Below are 22,908 nucleotides of genomic sequence, written 5' to 3'. Positions count from 1 at the left end.
GTTCGGCTCTTAGAATGCCTCACTCCAATCATGTACAAAATGAGCGTAATATCTGCCCACATTGTCCGTTTGCATCATGTTATATTTTCCTTAGAAGTATGAGGATTATAAAGTAAGGAGGGTATAATATGAATTTTTGGCAGAACGCAGTTGTGACGGATGCGGGTATCGCGCTGCAGTCCAGAATAATCAACGGTCATACACTGAAAATTGTAAGGGCTGTTACAGGGGCCGGTACTGTCCCGCCTGTGAATCTGAGACAGCAGACAGAAGTAACATCCCCGAAGCAGGAAATCAGATTTCTTCCTGCTTCCGTTAAGGGGGAGCAGATCACAATTCCTGTGGTTTTAGAAAATACCGGATGGAATGAAAGATATGAGCTTTGGCAGGTGGGACTATATGCTGAGAATCCGGACGGAGGAGAAATCTTATATTGTCTTGCTCAGGCAAACGAGAAAAAAATAGTACCGGCAGAAGATGAATCTCCAGGGTTTTCTATAACATGGAATTTTCATATGCAGAATTCTAATGAAAAACCGTTTGATATTTCCATAGATCCAGCAGGAATGGCTACTGTAAAACAATACAACATCCATTCAGAAGCTATCGAAAAGCTAAATGTCGAGGTAGGGGATTTAAGCAGTCTGAAAACAGCAAAGAAGGATCTGACCGGCGCTGTGAATGAGGTAAAAGATGAGATCAGTCAGGTAAACTCAAATTTAACCAAGTATTTGCCGGCTTCAGGGGGCAGAGTGAGTGGAAACCTGTATTTAGATCAGGGGTTTAATGTATTTTCGTCTGGCAATGGAAGCGGTTCATCGGGATATCTGTTACTGGCAGAGATCACTGTGTCGGGAAATTATAAAAATTCTCCGATCAAAATGGAAATTTGCAGAAGGGGAGATATATTTGCTACTAATGTATACATTCAGTTTGCAAATGATGCAGGGACAAATCCAAACGTATATTCATTTTATTATAATAACTATGGAATGAAAAACATTGACATGTATTTATATAGGAATGCTCCCAGTGTCTGGTATTTGTATGTAGCTAAATCGGAGGCTTATGATAATATAGCGATATTAGATGTTAAAAAAGATATGGCATATATGACCGGTGTACAAATAAAATATCATGGATCTTACACTGGAAGCGTACCATCGGGAAGTACAAAAGCAATTAATTACGGAGACAGCGGATGGGTGGACTGCAGTATGGGAAATGGAATCAGTCCTCATTCCGGAACATATAATCGACCTCAGGTTAGAAAAATGGGGAAGACAGTGCATTTAAGAGGAGCTGTTACAAACAGCACGACTTGGCAGACACATGACAATATTATTACAATTCCTGCGGGGTTTCGTCCATCTGTAACAGAAGCTTTTTTAATGCAGGGCAGCGGATCAAACAGATATTTATTAATGATACAATCTGGAGGCAACTGTAATGCACAAAGATATACCAATAACACTACGATGAGTAACACTGTACCAACAGGCAGCTGGCTATGTATGTACGCTACTTGGATGGTTGAATAAAAATTTAAGTAAATGCAGAGCTTAAGAGAAGCCGTGATGAAAAATCATGGCTTTTCTCATGGGAAAATTAGCCGGATACGTCGGTTAGGTTTATGCATTGCTGTTTAGTTGAGGGTTGTAGCGGCTTTTTCTCAGTGTTATAATGGAACACATATTTGGAGGATGCTCTTTGTTTACAAAGAGATATCCGGACGTGGAGGTCGAAATGAAAAAACAATTCTCAAAAATCTTGATTGCAGTTCTGCTTGTGATCTCTCTCGGAGAGGGATTTCTTTTATACAGGACATATTCGGTATCGGGAGAAAATGTGGAGATCGCAAATAAACTGCAGCGCCTTAAAAAGACCGTGGATCAATACTATACCGGCGATGTGGATGAGGAGCAGCTGGAAAATTATACTTATAAAGGATATCTGGCAGGTCTGGGAGACCCATATTCCACTTATTATTCAGAGAGTGAATTTAAAGAACTGATGGAAGCGACGAATGGTGTATTTTCAGGTGTGGGAATTTATCTTTCCCAGGATACTGTCACAGGTGAGATCAAGGTGATCAGGGTCATCAAGGGTGGTCCCAGTGACGGAAGCGGAATCAAGGCCGGAGACGTTCTGATCAAAGTGGACGGCAAATCTGTCGGTGACAAGGATCTGGATAAGGTCGTGGCAGAAGTAAAAGGAGAAGAAGGCACGAAGGTAAAACTTTCTTTTCTGCGCGGAAAAGAAAAGAAAGTAAAAAACTACACAATTACGAGAAAAAAGGTTGTGACTCAGACTGTTGAGACAAAAATGCTCGATGATGGTATTGGCTATTTGTCTATCTCTGAATTTGACGAAGTGACCGTTGGCCAATTTAAGAAAGGCATTAAACAGCTGCAGAGCAAAGGGATGAAGGCTTTAATTCTGGATGTCCGGAATAATCCGGGCGGACTGGTGGATTCTGTAGTGGATATCTGCGATGAACTGCTTGGTGAAGGCAGGATTGTGTCTATAAAGGATAAACAGGGCAAGGAAAAGGTATACCGTTCAGATGCAGAGCAGTCGGTAAAAGTTCCGGTCTGTGTCCTTGTGAACGGAGAGAGCGCCAGCGCATCTGAGATCTTGTCAGGAGCTGTGAAAGATCATAAGAGGGGAACTTTAGTAGGGGAAAAGACCTTCGGAAAAGGGATTGTGCAGGGATTCTTTAAATTGGGAGACGGTTCCTATGCAAAATTAACCTATGCGTCATATTATACGCCGTCAGGAGCAAATATCCATAAGAAGGGGATAAAACCTAATGTAAACATAAAAGATGACACCAAGACAAAAGCGGATGAACAGCTTTTAAGAGCGCAGCAGATTTTAAAGAAGAAGCTGAAGAAATAAAATTTTACAGGAACCGGAAAAGGAACGAAAGCATGAGAACGAAAAAGGATGGATTTACCTTAGTGGAACTGATCGTGGTTTTGCTGATTCTGGCTATACTGATCGCGGTGCTGATCCCCTCACTGACAGGATATATCAGAAAAGCCAGGGAGAAAGCAGCTGTAGCTGAATGCAGAAATTGTGTCCAGGCGGCTCAGGCAATACTTTCGGAGCAGTATGGAGAACATGGCGCCGGAACATTGTCCGCTCCGTACAGTGACGTTCTTGCTCAGGCAGAAGAAAAAGGAACGATCCGGGAAATACGGTTTAACAGTGACTGTAAGGTGACTTATCTGAAATATACGTCTAAGGCAGAGATTACCGTGATTTATGAGAATGAAACTTACAGGATTGAAAAAGACGGCGGACCGGAAGAGGGTGAAGAATCTTCAAATGGAAGTGTCACGATTACCGACAGCAGCGGAAAAAAACATGAGCTTGGGACATCCGAAGATGCATGGGAGCAAAAAAAAGACGCAATCAACAACGAATATGGAGCAGGGTTCGGAAACGGTTTTTTGTATCAGGACAAAACCGGACTGTACGCTTCGGTCAATGACCCATATTTCGGAACCGATAAGAATAAGGATTTGACATTGGCAGATCTGGCCGCGCAAAATCCGAATCAGCTGATAAAAATTGATTCCAACACCAGACTTTTCATTGAGGCAGATACAGAGAACGCGTCAGGCCCTTACTTAAAGGGTGTAAAGAGAGGCGACCTGTGTTTTGTGAACGGAAATTACTACATTGCTCCCGGAAATATCGGAGAGTGGGAAAAGCCGGGTCAGGGAAGCTGGATCAAGCTTAAGTTCTGATCATAAAGGCTGATTAAGAGGACTTCCTGAGCAGCATTGCTTTGGGAGTCTTTTTGTTTGCCTTTGGACCAGAACTGTGATAAAATTTATTAATATATATATGAGCAGAGTTTGGAGCTGAAGAGTCTTTCATAAATCTGCTGAAAAAGGGGAGAGCAGAATATATTATGAGGAGCAACAAATATGAGTTCAGATGAAAGAATTTACAGGCTCGTCTTCGAGTATTATGAAGCCAGGATTCTTTATGGATACTATAAATACGGGGAAAATCTGCCGTCGATATCGAAAATCTGTGCTGTATTTCGCATGGCTCCGGCCACGGTCCGTGCGGGCTTGTCAGTATTGGAAAAACAGGGGTACATAAAAATCGATGCCAGAAAAGCATCGAAAGTGATTTATAAGTCAAATCCGGAAATGCGCAGAAGGAGTGCCGCTGAATATTTTGTACCGAGAAAGAAGGCAATACAGGATCTTCTTATGTCCAGTGAACTGCTGTTTGAATCGTGCCGGGTACTCGAATTGAATCAGTCAAATTTCGGGGAATGGGAAAGGTTCAGACCTTCATTCGAACAAAATACTGATCATACGGTACCCGTCACCTTCCAGTTCTGTCTGATGGCACTGCGTGCCCTGGATAACAGTCTGATCCTGAATCTTTACTGGGAGGTCCTTCGATTTCTGAAGTTTCCGTACTTAGCGGAGGACGAGATGCGGAATATTCGGCAGGAAAATTTTGAGGGAAAGTCTAAATCCGAGTGTATTGTTATGCTTACGGGTTATTTTAAGGACTGCTTTCATAAATCGGTAAAAAGGCTGTTTGATTTTATAGATGAAGCCCAGAGAGAGTTTGAATTGGAGCAGACAGAAACATTCTCTTTTCAGTGGAATATTTACCGGCAGAGACCGCAGTTTTGCTATACCTTAGTCTGCAGTGTGATAAGAGATATTGAAAATGGAATATATACAAAAGGAAGCTTTCTGCCGTCTCTGCCGAAGATGGCAAAGTATTATAAGGTCTCTGTCAGTACTGTGCGGCGGTCGTTAAGTATCCTAAGCAGCGCCGGACTCACAAAATCTTTTCAGGGAAAGGGGACTCAGGTCCTTTCCGAAGCCGTACAGGCAGACATCGGACGCCCGGAGATTCAGGACGGCCTCAGGATGTATCAGGAGAGCCTTCAGTTATTAAAATTAACGATAAAGAACGTTCTGCTCAGGACATTGGGCTGTGCACCGGACATCCAAAAACAAAAATTTGCAAAAAGATTTTCTGAACTTGTAAAAGCGGAAAAGGGATATTTGTGCATTGAGATCTGCCTTACATTCATAGAGGAAGAATGTCCTTTATCGGGGATAAAGGAATGTTACAGAAAATTGCGGGAACTGACTGCGTGGGGATATCCGTTTGCCGTTCATCGTCTGAAGGATAAAGCATACTATGAAGCATTCCAGAAAATAATGGAACATGCCGCCGGGCATCTCGGAAGAGATGAGATTTCCGGATTTGCAGACTGCCTTGAAATGCTGCTTCAACAGGAAGAAAAAAATATAAGAGAAATTGCCGTAGATTGATCAGGATAAGAGTTCCCATGGAATAAAAATGTTCTGGGGGGCTGTGCACAGATGCATGAGGAAAGGGATTTGTATGCTATCTCAAAAAAAGATATTAGTAGTGGAAGATAATGAACTGAACCGCCAGCTGCTGTGCCAGATACTGGGTTCTGAGTATGATGTTCTCGAGGCAGAAAACGGAGAAGAGGCCCTGGAAGTATTAAAACAGTATGGGGAGGGTATTTCACTGATTCTTCTTGACATTGTCATGCCGGTTATGGACGGATATACATTTTTATCTGTTATGAAAGAGAATTCGGAGTATTCCTCAATCCCGGTGATCGTAACGACTCAAAATGATGCAGAGTCCGACGAACTGGCAGCATTATCTCATGGGGCTTCTGATTTTGTGGCCAAGCCTTACAGACCCCAGATCATCCTGCACCGTGTGGCCGGCCTTATCAATCTGAGGGAGACCGCTGCCGTGGTGAATCAGGTGAAATACGACCGTCTGACGGGACTGTACAGTAAGGAGTTTTTTTATCAGCTTATGAAGGATATACTGATGCGGAATCCGGACGACAGGTATGATGTCATCTGTTCTGATATTGAAAATTTTAAACTCATCAATGATGTATTTGGAAACACTACTGGAGACCAGCTGCTCTGCGGCATTGCACATATGTATGAGCAGGAAGTGAAGGGGATGGGAATCTGCGGAAGGCTGAATGCAGACCAGTTTGTCTGTATGATAGAACATAGGGAAGATTACAGAGATGATATTTTCCGGAAAGCCAATGAACAGATTAATAATCTTCTGGACGGCGGGACGATTGTGATGAAGTGGGGAATTTACTCGGCGGCGGACCGGATGCTGTCTGCTGAGCAGATGTGTGACCGGGCACTTCTGGCTGCCCGCAGTATTAAAGGACAGTATGGAAAATATTATGCATTATACGACGATAAACTTCGCAGCAGTCTTCTGCATGACCAGGCCATCGCGGACAGTATGGAGGACGCCCTGTCCGGAGACCAGTTTCAGATCTATCTACAGCCCAAATACCGGATTATAGACGGAGCTCTGGCCGGGGCAGAGGCATTGGTGCGCTGGGAACACCCGGAGTGGGGAGTCCAGTCACCGGCAAATTTTATTCCTCTTTTTGAGAAAAACGGATTTATAACGAAAATGGACCAATATGTTTGGGAGAAGACATGCAGAGTGCTTCAGGAATGGGAAGACAAGGGTTATCCACAGATTCCGGTATCTGTAAATGTTTCAAGGGCAGATATTTTTAACGCAGATTTATCCTGTATTCTCCAGAGAACCGTCAAAAAATACGGACTGCACCCTTCCAGGCTGCATTTGGAGATTACAGAGAGTGCATACACAGAAACCCCTTCCCAGATCATAGATACCGTTGCGCATCTGAGGGAGATGGGATTTGTGATAGAAATGGATGATTTCGGGAGCGGTTATTCTTCACTGAACATGCTGAACAATCTGCCCATCGATATACTCAAGCTGGATATGCAGTTTATCCAGAGCGAAACGGCCAAGCCAGTCAGCCAGGGAATCATGAAATTTATTATCAGTCTGGCACGATGGATGCATCTGAGTGTTGTGGCGGAAGGGGTTGAGACGAAGGAGCAGCTGTCCAGACTGGAAGAGGCTGGATGCGATTATGTGCAGGGTTATTATTTTGCAAAGCCTATGCCGTGCCGTGAGTTTGAAAAGCTGCTGGCAGAGGAGTCTGTCAGTACATTGTTCAAAAACAAAAAAGAGGAGTCTGAGCCGGAGGAAAAGAAAGAAGTCCTGATCCTTGCCGAAGAGGACAGTACCTTCAGAAAACAGATAAAGAGCGGGCTTAAAAAGGAGTTCTGCGTGTTCGAAGCCTGTGACGGCAGAGAAGTCCTGCGTCTTTTGTCATGGTATAAAAAAAGGACCGCCGGTGTTATATTGAGTCTTACACTGCCGGGGCCGGATGTGCTGGCTGTGGCAGAGCAGATGAAGAGAGACAGGGATCTTGAAAGTATACCGGTCATTGTCTCCTCAGAGCCGGACCCGGAAGCAGAGGAGAAAGCCCTGGAGGCTGGAGCAGATGATTTTATCGGCAGTCCATTTGCCGTGAAAAGTTTGCTGAAAAGGCTCCGGAGAACCCGTGAGGCCATTCATCTGCGTGCTCGTGAAGAACTATTTCAGGCAGATCAGGGATTGTACCACGGGAAAGAAGAAGGCAGAGAAAGCTGCAGTTTATGGGGGGGGGAAGAAGGATATGGAGGAACAAAGAAACGCATCTGAAGCTGTACGGGATTTATGCAGATGCTGGTTCGAGCAGCGGGATGCAGAAAAAACAGCCGGATATCTGTCTGAGGATATCAGTTTCATCGGAACCGGAGAAAGAGAATATGCCTTTGGCAGGGAAGAAATGGTTCGGTATCTGCATCAGGATATTGAGGAGATACCCGAGCCGTTCAAAATAAGCATTTCTGTGGTTTGCGAACAGGTGCTCGGCGAAGGTGTCGTCATGATTTCTCAGGAAATGATACTTTCCAACTCCGTTTACGCATGGAGTCTGAGGGGGCTGTTTAATCTGGAGCAGACCAGGGAGAGCTGGCTTGTGCGGAGTATTCATTTTTCGGAGTCGGCGGTGAGTCAGGGGGAAGCAGAGCATTATCCGAAAACACTGGTGGTGTAGAATTTGTCTTCCCAGCGTCAGCAGATCTTGAACGATTCACTTGCAGGAGGGATGATCGGCGGATACCTGGAAACAGGATTTCCATTTTATTTTATAAACCGCAGAATGTTAAGTTATCTTGGATATGACAGAGAAGACGAATTCATTTCTGATATACAGGGCATGCTGCCCAACAGCATACACCCCGGGGACCGGGAGAAAGCCGTTGCCGATGCTAAATTCCAGCTGGATGGCGGAGACGAATATACACTGGAATACCGTATGAGAAAAAAAGACGGTTCCTATATATGGGTGCACGATGTTGCACATAAGGTTGTGACAGAAGATGACCGTGATGCCATTATATCGGTCTGTATTGATGTTACGGCACAGAAAAAGGCCCAGAACGAGATTGTACATATTTACAATAATATCCCCGGTGCCGTGTTTCGCTGCCGGTTTGATGATAAGTTTTCTGTCATAGCGGCGAATGACGGGCTGTTTGATTTCATAGGTTATACCCGCGAAGAATTTGCCGCCATGGGAAATCATATGGCAGCAGTGATTCATCCAGATGATATGGCCGTAATGAAAGAAAAACTGCAGGAACAGCTGAAATACGGCAGCACGATCCACAATGAGAACAGGCTGATCCGTAAAGATGGAGAGATCGTATGGATTTCGATCCAGGCGCAGCTGTTTACGGAAGAAGATGGAGAACATCATTTTTACTGTGTATTCGTTGACATTACGGAAGAAAAGCTTTTGCAGGACAGAGTCAGGGAAGTATATGAGAAGGAACTGGCTTATTTTGCAGATATGTCATTGAATGGAGGCAGCATCCAGGGAAGAATGAATGTAACGCAGAATGTTGTGGAGAACTATGTGGCATCTGAGGAAGCCGGAGTGACGGAGATTGGCAGGAGTTATCAGTATACGATAGAAAAGGTGGCAGAGTCAGCATCAGATCCCGTCTACGGCAATCAAATCAGAGAAGAAATGCGGCGGGAAAAAGTTATAGCAGACTATGCGGCGGGAAAGGTGGATTATAATTTTCATTATCTCAGAAAACGCAGCGACGGCAGTGTGTTCTGGAGCAGTACGAACTTCCGATCTTATCTAAATCCGGAAACAGGAGATATCATCATTTTCTTCTACACTTCAGATGAGACGGAGCAGAAAATGCAGGAGTAACTGCTCAGTAAGATTACAGATCTGGACTATGATATGATCGCCGACATTGATATTGTAAAGGACAATTACCGCCTGCTTTCCTTTGATCTGAAGGCAAATAATACGATACCAATGCAGGGAAAATTTCAGCAGGAGATCCGCGGTCTTGCAAACCGTTTTATGGATGAGGAAGCCCGGAGGATTTATCTGGGTAATCTTGACTACAACTACATGATTCGCAAACTGTTAGAAGATGAATCTTATTCTTTTATGATGGAAATGAGGGATCAGCAGGGGAATCTTCAGGTGAAGCGGTGTGAAGTTTTCTACATTGACAGGGATCTCGGACGTGTCTGCCTTGCCAGGGTCGATGTGACAGAGATTGTGAGACAGGAACAGCGGCAGAAACAGGAACTGGCCGCTGCGCTGGCCGGTGCCGAGCAGGCCAATGCGGCTAAATCTGATTTTCTGTCCCGCATGAGCCATGAAATCCGAACGCCGATGAATGCAATCATTGGAATGTGCACCATAGCGGCTCAGTCTATCGGCAATGAAACTAAAGTGGAGGACTGTATTTCAAAGATTGGAATTTCATCCAGGTACCTTCTGTCTTTAATCAATGACATCTTAGACATGAGCCGGATCGAGAGCGGAAAGATGCTGCTGAAAAATGAAAAGATTCCGATGGAGGAGTTTATAAACGGCATCAATTCCATCTGTTATGCCCAGGCAGATGCAAAAGGCGTTGATTATGACTGCGTCGTAGATCCGATGATCGATGATTACTATATTGGAGACGCAATGAAGCTCCAGCAGGTTTTGATCAATATTATCGGGAATGCGGTCAAGTTTACCGAGGAGGGCGGAAAAATCACGTTTTCTACGCTGCGCCTCAAAAAAACGAAAAATGATGTGACTCTGCGTTTCATAATAAATGACACCGGAGTGGGAATGGATGAAGAGTTTCTTCCCCACATTTTTGAAACATTTTCACAGGAGAGTACCGGGATTACTTCTGTCTATGGCGGCACGGGGCTTGGACTCGCCATTTCTAAAAGCATCGTGGATATGATGGACGGAAGGATTAACGTGCGCTCCATAAAAGGGGTGGGATCAGAATTTACCGTGGATGTGAAGCTTGGAATCACAGAAGAAGAAAAACTGCGTCATCATCAGAAACAGCATAGCTATAATTTTGATCACCTCAGTACGCTTGTGGTGGACGATGATGTGACTGTATGCGAGAGTGCGGTAGTGACTTTAAAAGAAATGGGGATCAAGGCAGAGTGGGTAGACAGCGGATACAAAGCGGTGGAACGGGTACGGCACCTGTGGGATATCGGTAATTATTTTGACATGATTCTCATTGACTGGAAGATGCCGGAGATGGACGGTATTGAAACCGCCCGCCGTCTGCGCAGGATTGTAGGCCCTGAAGTAACGATCATCATCATGACAGCATATGACTGGATTTCCATCGAACAGGAAGCTAAGACCGCAGGGGTCAATCTTCTTATGAGCAAGCCGATGTTTAAATCTTCTCTGATTTCAGCTTTTACAAAAGTGCTCGGGCAAAAAGAGGAAGAAAAAATTCCGGAAGAAAAAATAGATTTTGAGTTTAACGGCAGGAGGATTCTTCTGGTTGAGGACAACGCACTGAATACGGAAATTGTAAAGATGCTGCTGGAAGTAAAGGGATTTGCCGTTGAAACGGCAGAAAATGGTCTTCGTGCCATGGAAATGTTCAGTAAATCCGAGCAGGGGCATTACGATGCGATCCTCATGGATATCCGGATGCCGATCATGGATGGTCTTGCTGCTGCTGCCAATATCCGGAATTTGAGCAACGAAGATGCTCAGGATATTCCGATCATAGCCATGACAGCCAATGCATTCGACGATGATGTGGAGAAAAGTAAGGCGGCTGGGATGAATGCTCATCTGGCGAAGCCAATCGAGCCGGACAGATTATACAGGACATTATATGATTTTATATACGGCGGTGAAGAATAGGCATATTCAAATTTGATAGTACAGAACAAACATTCGAATTTGTTCTGTACTTTTTTCGTGGGGTCTGATATAATCAAGTCTGATACACAGAGTATGACATTTTCCACATGATTTCCGTTCGGCTCTTAGAATGCCTCACTCCAATCATGTGGAAAATGGACATATTATCTGCTGGAGCAGGCTGCTTAGAAGTCAAAGGTGCCACTTTTCGAAAGTTATTTACCGCTATTGGAGGAGCGCATTTCTAAGCGCGCCTACCCTAAGGGTATAAAGTGCAGTGTGCCCTGTGGGTATGATATTTCAGTGAATGGGAATCATAATTATGGGAATTTCTATCCCGTTTTTCAATATACGGAGGTGTATATTTATGGATCATTTTGAATTGGTATCTGAATTTGAGCCTACCGGGGATCAGCCGGAAGCGATCAGACAGCTGGTTTCCGGATTTAAGCAGGGGAATCAGTTTGAAACGCTGTTAGGGGTTACAGGTTCAGGAAAAACGTTTACAATGGCAAATGTCATTCAGGAATTAAATAAACCTACACTGATCATTGCCCATAACAAGACTCTGGCAGCACAGCTCTACAGTGAATTTAAAGCATTTTTTCCACATAATGCGGTGGAATATTTTGTGAGTTACTATGATTATTATCAGCCGGAGGCCTATGTGCCTTCCACAGATACCTATATTGAAAAAGACTCTTCCGTCAACGATGAGATTGATAAACTGAGACACAGCGCCACAGCCGCTCTCATAGAGAGGAAGGATGTGATCGTAGTATCCAGTGTTTCCTGTATCTACGGGATAGGAAGCAAGGAAAATTACTCTGAGATGATGATTTCCTTAAGACCCGGTATGGAGAAGGACAGGGATCAGGTGATCGATGAACTGATCAATATTCAGTACGTCCGAAACGAACTGGATTTTAAAAGGGGAACCTTCCGGGTGAAAGGTGATGTTCTGGAGATTCTTCCGGTCTCTACATTTGAGGAGGCTGTCCGGGTAGAGTTTTTTGGAGACGAGATCGACAGGATCGTGGAATTTGATGTTCTCACGGGAGAGGTCAAGAGAAGCATTAACTTTCTCGCCATATTTCCTGCATCCCACTACGTAGTGCCTCAGGAACAGATTGAGCAGGCCATCGTCAATATCAAACAGGAGCTGGCCGAGAGGGTGAAATATTTTCAGGAAAATGACCAGCTGATCGAGGCACAGAGGATTGCGGAACGAACGAATTTTGATATAGAGATGCTGAGGGAGACCGGGTTCTGTTCCGGCATCGAGAATTATTCCAGGCATCTGACCGGGGGTAAACCAGGGGAACCGCCAAGCACGCTGATCGATTTCTTTGGGGATGATTTTCTCGTGATCGTGGACGAGTCCCATATCACAGTGCCGCAGATCGGCGGAATGTATTCCGGAGATCAGTCCAGAAAGTCTACCCTGGTGGATTTCGGATTCCGTCTGCCGTCCGCGAAGGATAACCGACCGCTGGAATTCAGCGAATTTGAGAGCAAGATCGATCAGATGATGTTTGTTTCCGCAACGCCGAGCAAGTATGAAGCAGAGCATGAACTTCTCAGGGCAGAACAGATCATCCGCCCGACCGGACTTTTAGATCCGCCGATCGATGTGCGTCCGGTAAAAGGACAGATTGACGACCTTTTATTTGAAGTGCATAAAGAGACGGAACAGGGACATAAAGTTCTGGTTACCACTCTCACAAAGCGGATGGCGGAGGAGCTGACCGATTACATGAGGGAGGTTGGAATCCGTGTTAAATATCTGCATTCTGATATTGATACTCTTGAGCGTACAGAGATCGTCAGGGATTTGAGGATGGACGTGTTTGATGTGCTTGTCGGCATCAATCTGCTGAGAGAGGGACTGGATATTCCGGAGATCACACTCGTCGCGATCTTGGATGCAGATAAAGAAGGCTTTTTAAGATCAGAGACTTCTCTGGTGCAGACAGTGGGCCGTGCGGCGCGAAACAGTGAAGGACATGTTATCATGTACGCCGACAATATGACGGATTCCATGGAAGCCGCCATCAGTGAGACAAACCGCAGACGGGCGATCCAGGATCAGTACAATAAAGAGCACGGTATTACACCGCAGACGATTCAGAAGGATATACGTGATCTGATCAAGATTTCCGATGAGGAAGAAGCAGAGCAGTCCAATGAAAAAGATATCGAGTCTATGAACAAGAAAGAACTGAAGGAAAATATTGAACGGCTCACCAAGAAGATGAACAGGGCGGCGGCAGAGCTGAACTTTGAGGAGGCCGCAGCGCTGCGGGATGAGCTGAAAGAATATAAAATTGCTTACAGAGATTATGATAAGTAAGGAGATACTATGAAGAAGGATGTTATCCGGATCAGAGGAGCGAAAGAACATAATTTAAAAAATGTGGATTTACAAATACCCAGGAACGAGTTCGTTGTTCTCACAGGACTGAGCGGTTCCGGGAAATCCTCCCTGGCATTCGATACAATTTATGCGGAAGGGCAGAGGAGATATATGGAGTCTCTGTCCTCCTATGCAAGACAGTTTCTCGGACAGATGGAAAAGCCGGATGTAGACAGTATTGAAGGTCTGTCGCCCGCTATTTCCATCGACCAGAAATCTACCAACCGAAATCCCAGGTCCACAGTGGGCACAGTGACGGAAATTTATGATTATTTCCGTCTGCTGTACGCCAGGATCGGGATTCCGCACTGCCCTAAGTGTGGGAAACCGATCAGCAGACAGACCGTAGACCAGATGGCAGACCGGATCATGGAACTTAAAGAGGGAACAAAGTTTCAGCTTCTGGCGCCGATCGTCCGCGGAAGGAAGGGAAGGCACGAAAAGATTTTCTCAAATGCCAAGAGAAGCGGGTATGTCCGTGTCAGGGTTGACGGAAACATTTATGATCTGGAGGAAGAGATCACACTGGACAAAAATAAAAAGCACAGCATTGAGATCGTTGTGGACCGGCTGGCAGTGCGCCCGGGGATTGAAAAGAGACTGACGGATTCTATTGAGACAACGCTGGACCTGGCGGACGGATTAATGACTGTGGATATTATTGGAGGAGAACCGATGAATTTCAGCCAGAGTTTTTCCTGTCCTGACTGTGATATCAGCATTGACGAGATTGAGCCGAGAAGCTTTTCTTTTAACAATCCGTTCGGAGCCTGCCCGGTATGTCACGGTCTCGGATATAAGATGGAATTTGATGTGGATCTTATGATTCCTGACCCAAAACTGAGCATTGCGGAAGGTGCGATTCAGGTGATGGGCTGGCAGTCCTGTACAGACAAGAAAAGTTATACCCGGGCGATCCTCGATGCTCTTGCAAAAGAATATAAATTTGACCTAAACACACCTTTTAAAGACTATCCGAAAAAGATCAGAGACGTGATTCTTTACGGAACAAATGGAAAAGAAGTGAAGGTTCATTATACAGGCCAGAGGGGACAGGGTGTTTATGATGTATCCTTTGAAGGTCTGATCAGGAATGTAGGCCGAAGATACCGGGAATCCTCTGAATCTATGAAGGCAGAGTACGAAAATTACATGACGGTCACCCCATGTGAGGAGTGTCACGGACAGAGACTGAAGGCAGAGTCACTGGCTGTGACTGTGGCAGGAAAAAATATTGCGGAAATGTGTGACATGTCTGTGGGAGAAATTTCTGTCTTTTTGGACGAGATGGAACTGACAGACCGGCAGCAGTTTATTGGAAGCCAGATTTTAAAGGAAATTAAGGCCAGAGTAGGGTTCCTCAACAATGTGGGGCTTGAATACCTGACACTTTCCAGGGCAACCGGAACACTTTCCGGGGGAGAAGCCCAGAGAATACGCCTTGCAACCCAGATCGGATCGGGTCTTGTGGGTGTGGCATATATTTTGGACGAACCAAGCATCGGTCTGCATCAGAGAGACAATGACAAACTCATCAATACCCTGAAAAATTTAAAAGATCTGGGAAATACCCTGCTGGTCGTGGAACACGATGAGGATACGATGCTGGCAGCGGATCATATTGTGGACGTTGGACCCGGAGCCGGAGAGTACGGCGGTGAGATTGTAGCCCAGGGAACCGCCCAGCAGATCATGAAGAATAAAAAATCCATCACCGGTGCATATCTTAGCGGAAGGATTAAAATACCGGTTCCGGAGGAGCGCAGAGAGCCTTCCGGCTGGATGAAGGTAATTGGTGCCAGAGAGAATAACCTCAAAAATATCGATGTGGATATCCCTCTGGGAATCTTTACCTGTGTGACCGGTGTATCCGGTTCCGGGAAGAGTTCTCTGATTAATCAGATTGTTTATAAGAGACTGGCGAAAGAGCTGAACCGTGCAAAAATCAAGGCGGGAAAACACACAGACATCGAAGGCTTTGACCAGCTGGATAAGATCATCGATATTGACCAGTCTCCGATCGGACGGACACCGAGATCAAATCCTGCGACTTACACGGGTGTATTTGATCAGATCAGAGATTTGTTTGCCATGACAAAGGACGCAAGAAGCCGCGGATACAATAAAGGTAGGTTCAGCTTTAATAAAAAGGGCGGAAGATGTGAGGCATGCGCCGGGGACGGGATCATTAAGATCGAGATGCATTTCCTTCCGGATGTGTATGTTCCCTGTGAAGTGTGTCAGGGAAAGAGGTACAACAGAGAAACACTGGAAGTTCTCTACAAAGGAAAGAGCATTTATGATGTCCTGAATATGACGGTTGAGGAAGCCTGTGAATTCTTTTCAAATATTCCGAGCATCAGCCGGAAGATGGAGACGCTGAGAGATGTGGGTCTTTCCTATATCCGTCTGGGGCAGCCTTCCACCCAGCTTTCCGGGGGAGAAGCCCAGAGAATCAAACTGGCTACGGAACTGAGCAAACGGAGTACAGGAAAGACAATCTATATTCTGGATGAACCTACTACAGGACTTCATTTTGCAGATGTCCATAAGCTGGTGGATATTTTGAGCAAGCTGACGGAAGGCGGCAATACCGTCATTGTCATCGAGCACAATCTGGAAGTCATAAAGACTGCGGATTATATTATCGACATAGGGCCGGAAGGCGGAAATAAGGGAGGAACTGTTGTAGCCCAGGGTACTCCTGAGGAGATATGTAAAGCAGAACAGTCTTATACCGGAAAATACCTGAAAAAATATCTGGATAAATAATAAACTGCCGGACATGCGGTGAGCATGCCGGCAGTTTTTGTACGTCGGTTTCGATGCAGCTAATCTTCCATTTGCTTACCGAGGAAAGATGCACCTATTTTTGCGATGGTCAGGTCCTGTTCATTCATTTTGTTTTCATTGGAAAGAATACAGACCAGTCCGATAGCATCTCCTTCGGCAATAATCGTAGCCACAGCCTGATTTGTAAATTCATCAGGAAAATCGGAGATGATCGGAACAAAATTCTGATCTCCCTTGGCTGCGCTGAACTGTCCGCGGTCAATGATGATCTGTTCTGCCTGCTCATGCAGGAGTTTTCCGGACAGTTTTTTTCCGTTCGGACCTGCGGCGGCGATGACGGAATCCTGATCACAGATACAGATTGTATGAGGAAGGGTTGCAGCTATGGACTCAGCGTACTGTTTTGCTATCTGCCCCATTTCCCCGATCGGAGAATATTTTTTTAGAATAATGCTTCCGTCGTGTTCCGTAAATATCTCCAAAGGATCACTTTCTCTGATATGCATTGTCTTGCGGATTTCTTTCGGAATTACGATCCTTCCCAAGTCATCAATACGTCGTACTATTCCTGTTGCTCTCATGTGTTTACGTCTCCTCTCACAAACATATATTTTCCCATGTGGATATTGTTTGCATCGGGAGAAAAAATATACCAAAACTCTTTTTACTATGATATAATTAAAAACTAGAGCGAGATGAAAAGCATAAATTCAATGATAAAAGATAAAGGAGTAAGAGATGAATTTTAAAATTAGATTAACTGCAAAAGATCTGTATCAGTTCTCTATGACCCATGCATATAATGGACAGTCAGGGATTTTTACAGTTATCTGCGTTTTAGTCGGGATTATGATGGTATTCCGCGGCACAGCAGCCGGAGGCGGAATGTATTATGCAATGCTTGGAGTATTAATGATCGCACTTTTCACGATCGTCACACCGCTTATTTTGTATATGAAGGCAAAGAAACAGGCAGCAGGGAATCCAATGTATCAAAACGAAACGGAATATGATCTTCAGGAAGACGGAATTCATGTGGTAATGGGAGATCAAACGGGCATCATTCCCTGGAATCAGATCTTCAAGATCAGACACAGCAGAGGAATGTATATTTTATATACAGGAAAACAAAGTGCATTTATCTATCCTGATGCAGCACTCGGAGAACAGAAAGATGAGATCATGAATTATATTTATCAGCATGTACCGGCCAGTACAAAGCTTCCAAAGTATGCAAAGAGGTCTTAGTATGACAGAAAGCTTCAGTTATGAGGATACATTTCGTACAGGCTTCCTGCTGGGAGAAAAGGCCGGACCTGGAGATGTGTACTGTCTCTGCGGAGATTTAGGAGTCGGCAAGACAGTCTTTACCCAGGGATTTGCAAAGGGTCTTGGAGTAGAGGAACCTGTGCAGAGTCCTACTTTTACGATCGTGCAGGAGTATGAAGAAGGACGTCTGCCTTTTTACCATTTCGATGTCTACCGCATTGGGGATGTGGAGGAGATGGACGAAATTGGATATGAAGATTACATTTACGGGCAGGGAGTTTCTCTGATTGAGTGGGCCAACTTGATTGAGGAGATCCTGCCTGAACATTATACGAAGATTACGATTTCCAAAAACCTGGAACGGGGATTTGATTACCGGGAAATTAAGATTGAGGAGATATAGATGAAGATTTTAGCGTTGGATAGTTCAGGGCTTGTGGCATCGGCTGCTTATCTTGTGGACGGTGTAATGGTTGCAGAGTATACGGTCAATGATAAACTTACCCATTCACAGACGCTGCTTCCCATGCTGGATGTGATGAGAAAACAGGTGGGATTTGAGCTGACGGAACTGGATGCTGTTGCAGCAGCCATGGGGCCGGGCTCTTTTACCGGGCTTCGGATCGGGGCAGCCACAGTAAAAGGGCTCGGCCTGGCTCTGGACAAGCCGGTTATTCCGGTCCCGTCCGTGGACGGCCTGGCTTTTCAGCTGTACGGAGCGCAGGGAATCATCTGTCCCATCATGGATGCAAGAAGGAATCAGGTTTATACCGGATTTTACCGTTTTGAGCGCGGACAGTTTAAAGTAATAAAAGAACAATGTGCCCAGAGCATGCAGGATACGCTGGATCAGCTGGATCAGCTGGCGGATTTTGAGGATACGGTAATTTTCCTGGGGGATGGGGTGCCTGTCCATAGGGAAACGATCTCAGAACAGTTGGGTGAAAAGGCTTTTTTTGCTCCTGAATTTGCGGGGCGGCAGAGAGCCGGTGCAGTGGGGGCACTGGCCGGTATCTATTACCAACAGGGAAAGTTTGTCACGGCAGATGATTTTGAGCCTGAATATTTACGAAAGTCCCAGGCTGAAAGGGAAAGAGAAGAACGGCTGAAACATGAAGAAACCAATATTTGAGGTAAGAGAAAAGGATCTTGCGATGATTGCAGAGCTGGAAAAGCAGTGTTTTTCAGATCCGTGGTCTCTCCGCACGATCGAGGACGCCTTCAGACAAAAGGATTATTTTATATATGTATGGCGTGACATGAAACGCGTCAGCGGTTATGTCATAGGCCGCCTGGCGGCAGATGAGGGAGAACTGCTCAGAGTTGGTGTTCTGCCTTTTATACGGAATTTCGGCATTGGAGCACGGCTGGTCCGCGTTCTGCAGGAGGAGCTTGCAAAAAGATTTGTCTCCGCTGTATATCTGGAAGTGAGAGAATCCAACAAGCCGGCGATCCGCATGTATAAAAAGCAGGGATTTATCGTTCAGGGCCGGCGACCCAAATATTACCGGAATCCGATGGAAGACGCTGTTTTAATGCGCTGGGACGTTCCGGCCCAGTCATTACCAGTAGTATCGGAAGAAAAACCTTCTTATAATGAGACCCATAAGGAGGAGAATGAGATGAAGTGCAACTTATGTGGTCGAACAATCAAAGAGAAGGAAGATTTTTTTAAAGGTGAGAAGGAGTGGGGATATTTTTCAGGCAAAGATCTGGAATGCCATGAATTTTATCTTTGCGAACATTGTTATGATGAACTGGTAAAAAAATTTAAAATACCGGTTTCTGTGAAAGAAAAGAAAGAAGTCTTGACTTAGAAAAAGGATGTAAAATGTTAGATGTATGTTTATTAGGTACCGGGGGCATGATGCCTCTTCCATATCGGAAACTGACGGCGTGCATGACCAGGTTCAATGGCCATGACGTGCTGATTGACTGCGGCGAAGGAACACAGGTGGCGATCAAAGAACGGGGGTGGAGTGTGAAGCCTCTGGATGCCATCTGTTTTACGCATTTTCACGCAGACCATATCAGCGGACTTCCGGGTCTTTTGCTGACACTTGGAAATGCCGAGCGGACGGAACCGTTATTGATCATTGGGCCGAAAGGTGTGGAGCGGGTCGTACAGTCCTTAAGGGTCATTGCTCCGGATCTCCCGTTTGAGATCGAATTTTTGGAATTATCCGGCAAACAACAGGTGATTCCTATGGACGGATATCAGATCGAGGCGTTCCGGGTACAGCATAACATTATGTGCTATGGATATAATATGATCATACCGAGAGCCGGAAAATTCGATCCGGAAAAGGCAAGGCAGAACGACATCCCGATGAAGTACTGGAGCCGTCTTCAGAAAGGCGAGACGATAGAAGCCGACGGACGTATCTTAACCAGTGATATGATCCTCGGTGAATCAAGAAAAGGGATTAAACTGACTTATTGTACGGACACAAGACCTGTCCCTTTCATAGCAGAAAATGCCCGTGGTGCAGATCTGTTCATCTGTGAGGGCATGTATGGGGAAGAAGGCAAAGAGAAAAAGGCAAAAGAGTATAAACATATGACATTTTATGAAGCTGCAAGGCTTGCGAAACAGGCAGATGTGGGTCAGCTCTGGCTGACCCATTACAGCCCGTCTTTGGTAAGACCAGAGGAATTTATGGGAAAGGTCAGAGAGATCTTTCCGAGATCCAAGGCCGGAAAGGACGGAAAAACGGTTACTTTGGATTTTTGTGAGGAATAGGGAGCGGACAATGGATAAAAATATTAAAATACTGGCAATTGAATCTTCCTGCGATGAGACTGCCGCCGCAGTAGTGGAAAATGGGAGAAGTGTCAAATCCAATATTATTTCATCACAGATAGAACTACATAAGCTGTACGGCGGAGTCGTACCGGAGATCGCATCGAGAAAACATATCGAAAAGATCAACTATGTGATCAGAGAGGCGCTGAATGAGGCGGGTGAGACTTTGGATTCTATTGATGCGGTAGCAGTTACCTATGGACCAGGACTCGTTGGAGCTTTGCTCGTGGGTGTAGCGGAGGCAAAGGCAATCGCTTTTGCTAAAAACAAGCCCCTGGTAGGGGTGCATCATATTGAAGGGCATATTTGTGCCAATTATATAGAACACCACGAGCTGGAACCTCCGTTTTTATGTCTTGTTGTATCCGGCGGACATACACATCTGGTGGATGTAAAAGATTACGGTGTCTATGAAATCATCGGGCGTACTAGGGACGATGCTGCGGGAGAGGCCTTTGACAAGGTGGCCAGGTCCATCGGTCTCGGCTATCCTGGAGGTCCAAAGATCGAAGCTCTGGCAAGAGAAGGCAATAAAGAAGCGATTAAGTTTCCAAGGGCAAAAGTGGACGATGCGCCGAATGATTTCAGTTTCAGCGGACTGAAGTCCTCTGTTCTGAATTATCTGAATAAGTGTGAGATGAAGGGGGAAGAAGTAAACCGGGCAGATGTGGCGGCTTCTTTTCAGGAAGCTGTTGTGGATGTGCTCAGTACTCACGGCGTTGAAGCGGCAAAGAATCTCGGCTACCGGAAACTTGCGATTGCCGGGGGAGTGGCTTCCAACGGAGCTTTCAGGGAGAAAATTCAGACCAGATGCCGGGAAGCAGGAATTGCATTTTATCATCCATCACCCATATTATGTACAGATAACGCGGCAATGATCGGAGCCGCAGGGTATTATGAATATATGAACGGAGCCAGAAGCGGCTGGGATCTGAATGCGGTTCCGGGGTTGAAGATCGGCCAGAGATAAACAATTAGGAGATGCCATGAAGGAGAAAATCGTAGCCATAGTACTTGGCGCGGGAGAAGGGAAACGCATGGGGAGCGGGATTCCCAAACAGTATATGATCATTAAGTCGAGACCTCTGATCTACTACGCCCTAAAAGCTTTTGAACACAGTCCGGTGGATGAAGTCATCTTAGTAACCGGAGAGGATGAGATTGACTATTGTAAGAAATATATTGTAGACAAGTATCAGTTTGAAAAGGTGAGCAGAATCGTAGCCGGAGGCCGGGAACGGTACGAGTCTGTCTATCTCGGGCTGAGAAGCATTGGAGAGGCAGACTATGTCTTGATTCACGACGGAGCGAGGCCGATGCTGAATGCCGATATCATACGGAAATGTATTATCAATGTGCGCAGGCATAAAGCTTGTGTGGTCGGTATGCCTTCAAAAGATACAATCAAGGTCGTAGACAATGACACTTATGCTGTTTCGACACCTCCAAGAAGAAAGCTCTGGCAGGTCCAGACTCCTCAGTGTTTTGATTTTAATCTGATCTATGATGCCTATCAGAAGTTGATGGACAGTGGAGATACTACGGCAACCGATGACGGTATGGTACTTGAAAATTATGGAGATCAGAGAGTTAAAGTGAAGCTTATTGAAGGAAGTTATGACAATATTAAGGTGACAACTCCCGAGGATGTGAGAATCGCAGGAAGCCTTGTGAAGGCCAGAAAACTGTTCCGGTTCCTGCACAATGTCCATGATAAGATTATTTATCTGCAGATGAAGATACTGCAGAAGCGGTTTTTTACAAAAAAGAAAAAATAGTTTACAGATTTTATTCTAAGTATTTTAAAAATAATCAGATACATTTCATGTGCAGTGACAGACGAAAATCTGCCTGATTGCGGCATGAGTCCGTCAGATACCAAAAAAATAAACTTTTTTCAAAAAACTTGTTGACAAGTGTAGGAGCGTTTGGTATTATATACAAGCGTCACCGAGAGAGGCGCTCAAAAAACAAACAAAACAAGTACCTGGAGAGGTATCGAAGTGGTCATAACGAGGCGGTCTTGAAAACCGTTTGTCCGCAAGGGCGCGTGGGTTCGAATCCCACCCTCTCCGTTACTTTGAAGATCAGCATTAGCTGACAGCAAAGTAGTTAGGGACGCTTGGAGAAGTACCCAAGTGGCTGAAGGGGCTCGCCTGGAAAGTGAGTAGGTCGTTAATAGCGGCGCGAGGGTTCAAATCCCTCCTTCTCCGTTGGAACTTTGACAAGAGGTTCTGAAAGATAAGTTTGAGTGCAGTGTGCACTTCGGAAGTTTCACTTCCTCAGTCGCGGCAGAGCCGCTTATATAAAAAGTAAATCGTATACGCTTAGAAGAATGAATTCTTCACGCGATACACTTCATTTTTTATGCACACAATACTACAAACGCGAACATTGACAACTAAACAATAAGACAACCTTGAAAATTCTAAGAGATTTTCAGTATCTTTTGAAAAA

The 22,908-nt window shown here is 45.2% G+C and carries 15 protein-coding genes, 2 tRNA genes and 1 pseudogene; 17 read left to right on the top strand and 1 reads right to left on the bottom strand.

Annotation, left to right across the window (positions count from 1 at the left end):
• The first annotated feature begins 128 nt into the window (after positions 1-128).
• From DWV34_RS17430 to uvrA, 8 genes and pseudogenes are all read left to right on the top strand, one after another.
• Positions 129-1,541, top strand: a complete 1,413-nt coding sequence (locus tag DWV34_RS17430; RefSeq protein ID WP_009289903.1) for a hypothetical protein — start codon at positions 129-131, stop codon at positions 1,539-1,541.
• Between the two features lie 169 nt (positions 1,542-1,710).
• Complete coding sequence (locus DWV34_RS14460) at positions 1,711-2,901, top strand: S41 family peptidase (protein ID WP_022260988.1); 1,191 nt, start codon at positions 1,711-1,713, stop codon at positions 2,899-2,901.
• A 32-nt stretch (positions 2,902-2,933) separates the two neighbouring features.
• Entirely contained in the window at positions 2,934-3,758 is an 825-nt protein-coding gene (locus DWV34_RS14455; protein WP_006568571.1) for a type II secretion system protein, read from the top strand.
• A gap of 183 nt (positions 3,759-3,941) precedes the next feature.
• Positions 3,942-5,327 (top strand): GntR family transcriptional regulator, encoded by a 1,386-nt coding sequence (locus DWV34_RS14450; RefSeq protein WP_009289900.1) that lies wholly within the window; start codon positions 3,942-3,944, stop codon positions 5,325-5,327.
• Between the two features lie 73 nt (positions 5,328-5,400).
• Complete coding sequence (locus tag DWV34_RS14445; protein ID WP_243000884.1) at positions 5,401-7,605, top strand: EAL domain-containing protein; 2,205 nt, start codon at positions 5,401-5,403, stop codon at positions 7,603-7,605.
• Positions 7,580-11,167: pseudogene (locus DWV34_RS18130) on the top strand (response regulator). The gene DWV34_RS14445 and the pseudogene DWV34_RS18130 overlap by 26 nt, the downstream one beginning before the upstream one ends.
• Positions 11,168-11,534: 367 nt before the next feature.
• Positions 11,535-13,520 (top strand): excinuclease ABC subunit UvrB, encoded by a 1,986-nt coding sequence (gene uvrB / locus DWV34_RS14435; RefSeq protein ID WP_118476565.1) that lies wholly within the window; start codon positions 11,535-11,537, stop codon positions 13,518-13,520.
• 9 nt (positions 13,521-13,529) lie between these two features.
• Positions 13,530-16,355, top strand: a complete 2,826-nt coding sequence (gene uvrA / locus DWV34_RS14430) for an excinuclease ABC subunit UvrA (RefSeq protein ID WP_006568579.1) — start codon at positions 13,530-13,532, stop codon at positions 16,353-16,355.
• Between the two features lie 59 nt (positions 16,356-16,414).
• Here uvrA and DWV34_RS14425 read toward each other — a convergent pair whose 3' ends face one another.
• Positions 16,415-16,957: a stage V sporulation T C-terminal domain-containing protein gene (locus DWV34_RS14425; protein WP_006568580.1), complete on the bottom strand. Its 543-nt coding sequence runs from the start codon at positions 16,955-16,957 to the stop codon at positions 16,415-16,417.
• A 157-nt stretch (positions 16,958-17,114) separates the two neighbouring features.
• On the opposite strand from DWV34_RS14425, the gene DWV34_RS14420 reads away from it, so the two are divergent.
• From DWV34_RS14420 to DWV34_RS14380, 9 genes are all read left to right on the top strand, one after another.
• The gene (locus DWV34_RS14420; RefSeq protein WP_006568581.1) at positions 17,115-17,624 is read left to right on the top strand and encodes a YcxB family protein; all 510 of its coding nucleotides are present in this window, start codon (positions 17,115-17,117) and stop codon (positions 17,622-17,624) included.
• 1 nt (position 17,625) lies between these two features.
• Entirely contained in the window at positions 17,626-18,048 is a 423-nt protein-coding gene (gene tsaE / locus DWV34_RS14415; RefSeq protein WP_009289895.1) for a tRNA (adenosine(37)-N6)-threonylcarbamoyltransferase complex ATPase subunit type 1 TsaE, read from the top strand.
• On the top strand, positions 18,049-18,777 hold the full coding sequence (tsaB, locus tag DWV34_RS14410) for a tRNA (adenosine(37)-N6)-threonylcarbamoyltransferase complex dimerization subunit type 1 TsaB (protein ID WP_006568583.1): 729 nt from the start codon (positions 18,049-18,051) through the stop codon (positions 18,775-18,777).
• Complete coding sequence (gene rimI, locus DWV34_RS14405; protein ID WP_022260983.1) at positions 18,758-19,462, top strand: ribosomal protein S18-alanine N-acetyltransferase; 705 nt, start codon at positions 18,758-18,760, stop codon at positions 19,460-19,462. Before tsaB ends, rimI begins: the two co-directional genes overlap by 20 nt.
• Positions 19,463-19,476: 14 nt before the next feature.
• Positions 19,477-20,388 carry a ribonuclease Z gene (locus DWV34_RS14400; RefSeq protein ID WP_009289893.1) on the top strand — a complete coding sequence of 304 codons (912 nt, stop codon included), beginning with the start codon at positions 19,477-19,479 and terminating at the stop codon, positions 20,386-20,388.
• Positions 20,389-20,398: 10 nt separating this feature from the next.
• Positions 20,399-21,421: a tRNA (adenosine(37)-N6)-threonylcarbamoyltransferase complex transferase subunit TsaD gene (gene tsaD / locus DWV34_RS14395; RefSeq protein ID WP_006565408.1), complete on the top strand. Its 1,023-nt coding sequence runs from the start codon at positions 20,399-20,401 to the stop codon at positions 21,419-21,421.
• A 16-nt stretch (positions 21,422-21,437) separates the two neighbouring features.
• Positions 21,438-22,229 carry a 2-C-methyl-D-erythritol 4-phosphate cytidylyltransferase gene (ispD, locus tag DWV34_RS14390; protein WP_009289892.1) on the top strand — a complete coding sequence of 264 codons (792 nt, stop codon included), beginning with the start codon at positions 21,438-21,440 and terminating at the stop codon, positions 22,227-22,229.
• Positions 22,230-22,440: 211 nt separating this feature from the next.
• Positions 22,441-22,526 (top strand) — tRNA-Ser (locus DWV34_RS14385).
• 49 nt (positions 22,527-22,575) lie between these two features.
• Positions 22,576-22,664 (top strand) — tRNA-Ser (locus DWV34_RS14380).
• Positions 22,665-22,908: the final 244 nt, after the last annotated feature.

It is taken from the genome of Anaerostipes sp. AF04-45 (genome assembly GCF_003461725.1).
Lineage (GTDB): Bacteria > Bacillota > Clostridia > Lachnospirales > Lachnospiraceae > Anaerostipes > Anaerostipes caccae.
This window is presented reverse-complemented; position numbering and strand designations above follow the sequence as displayed.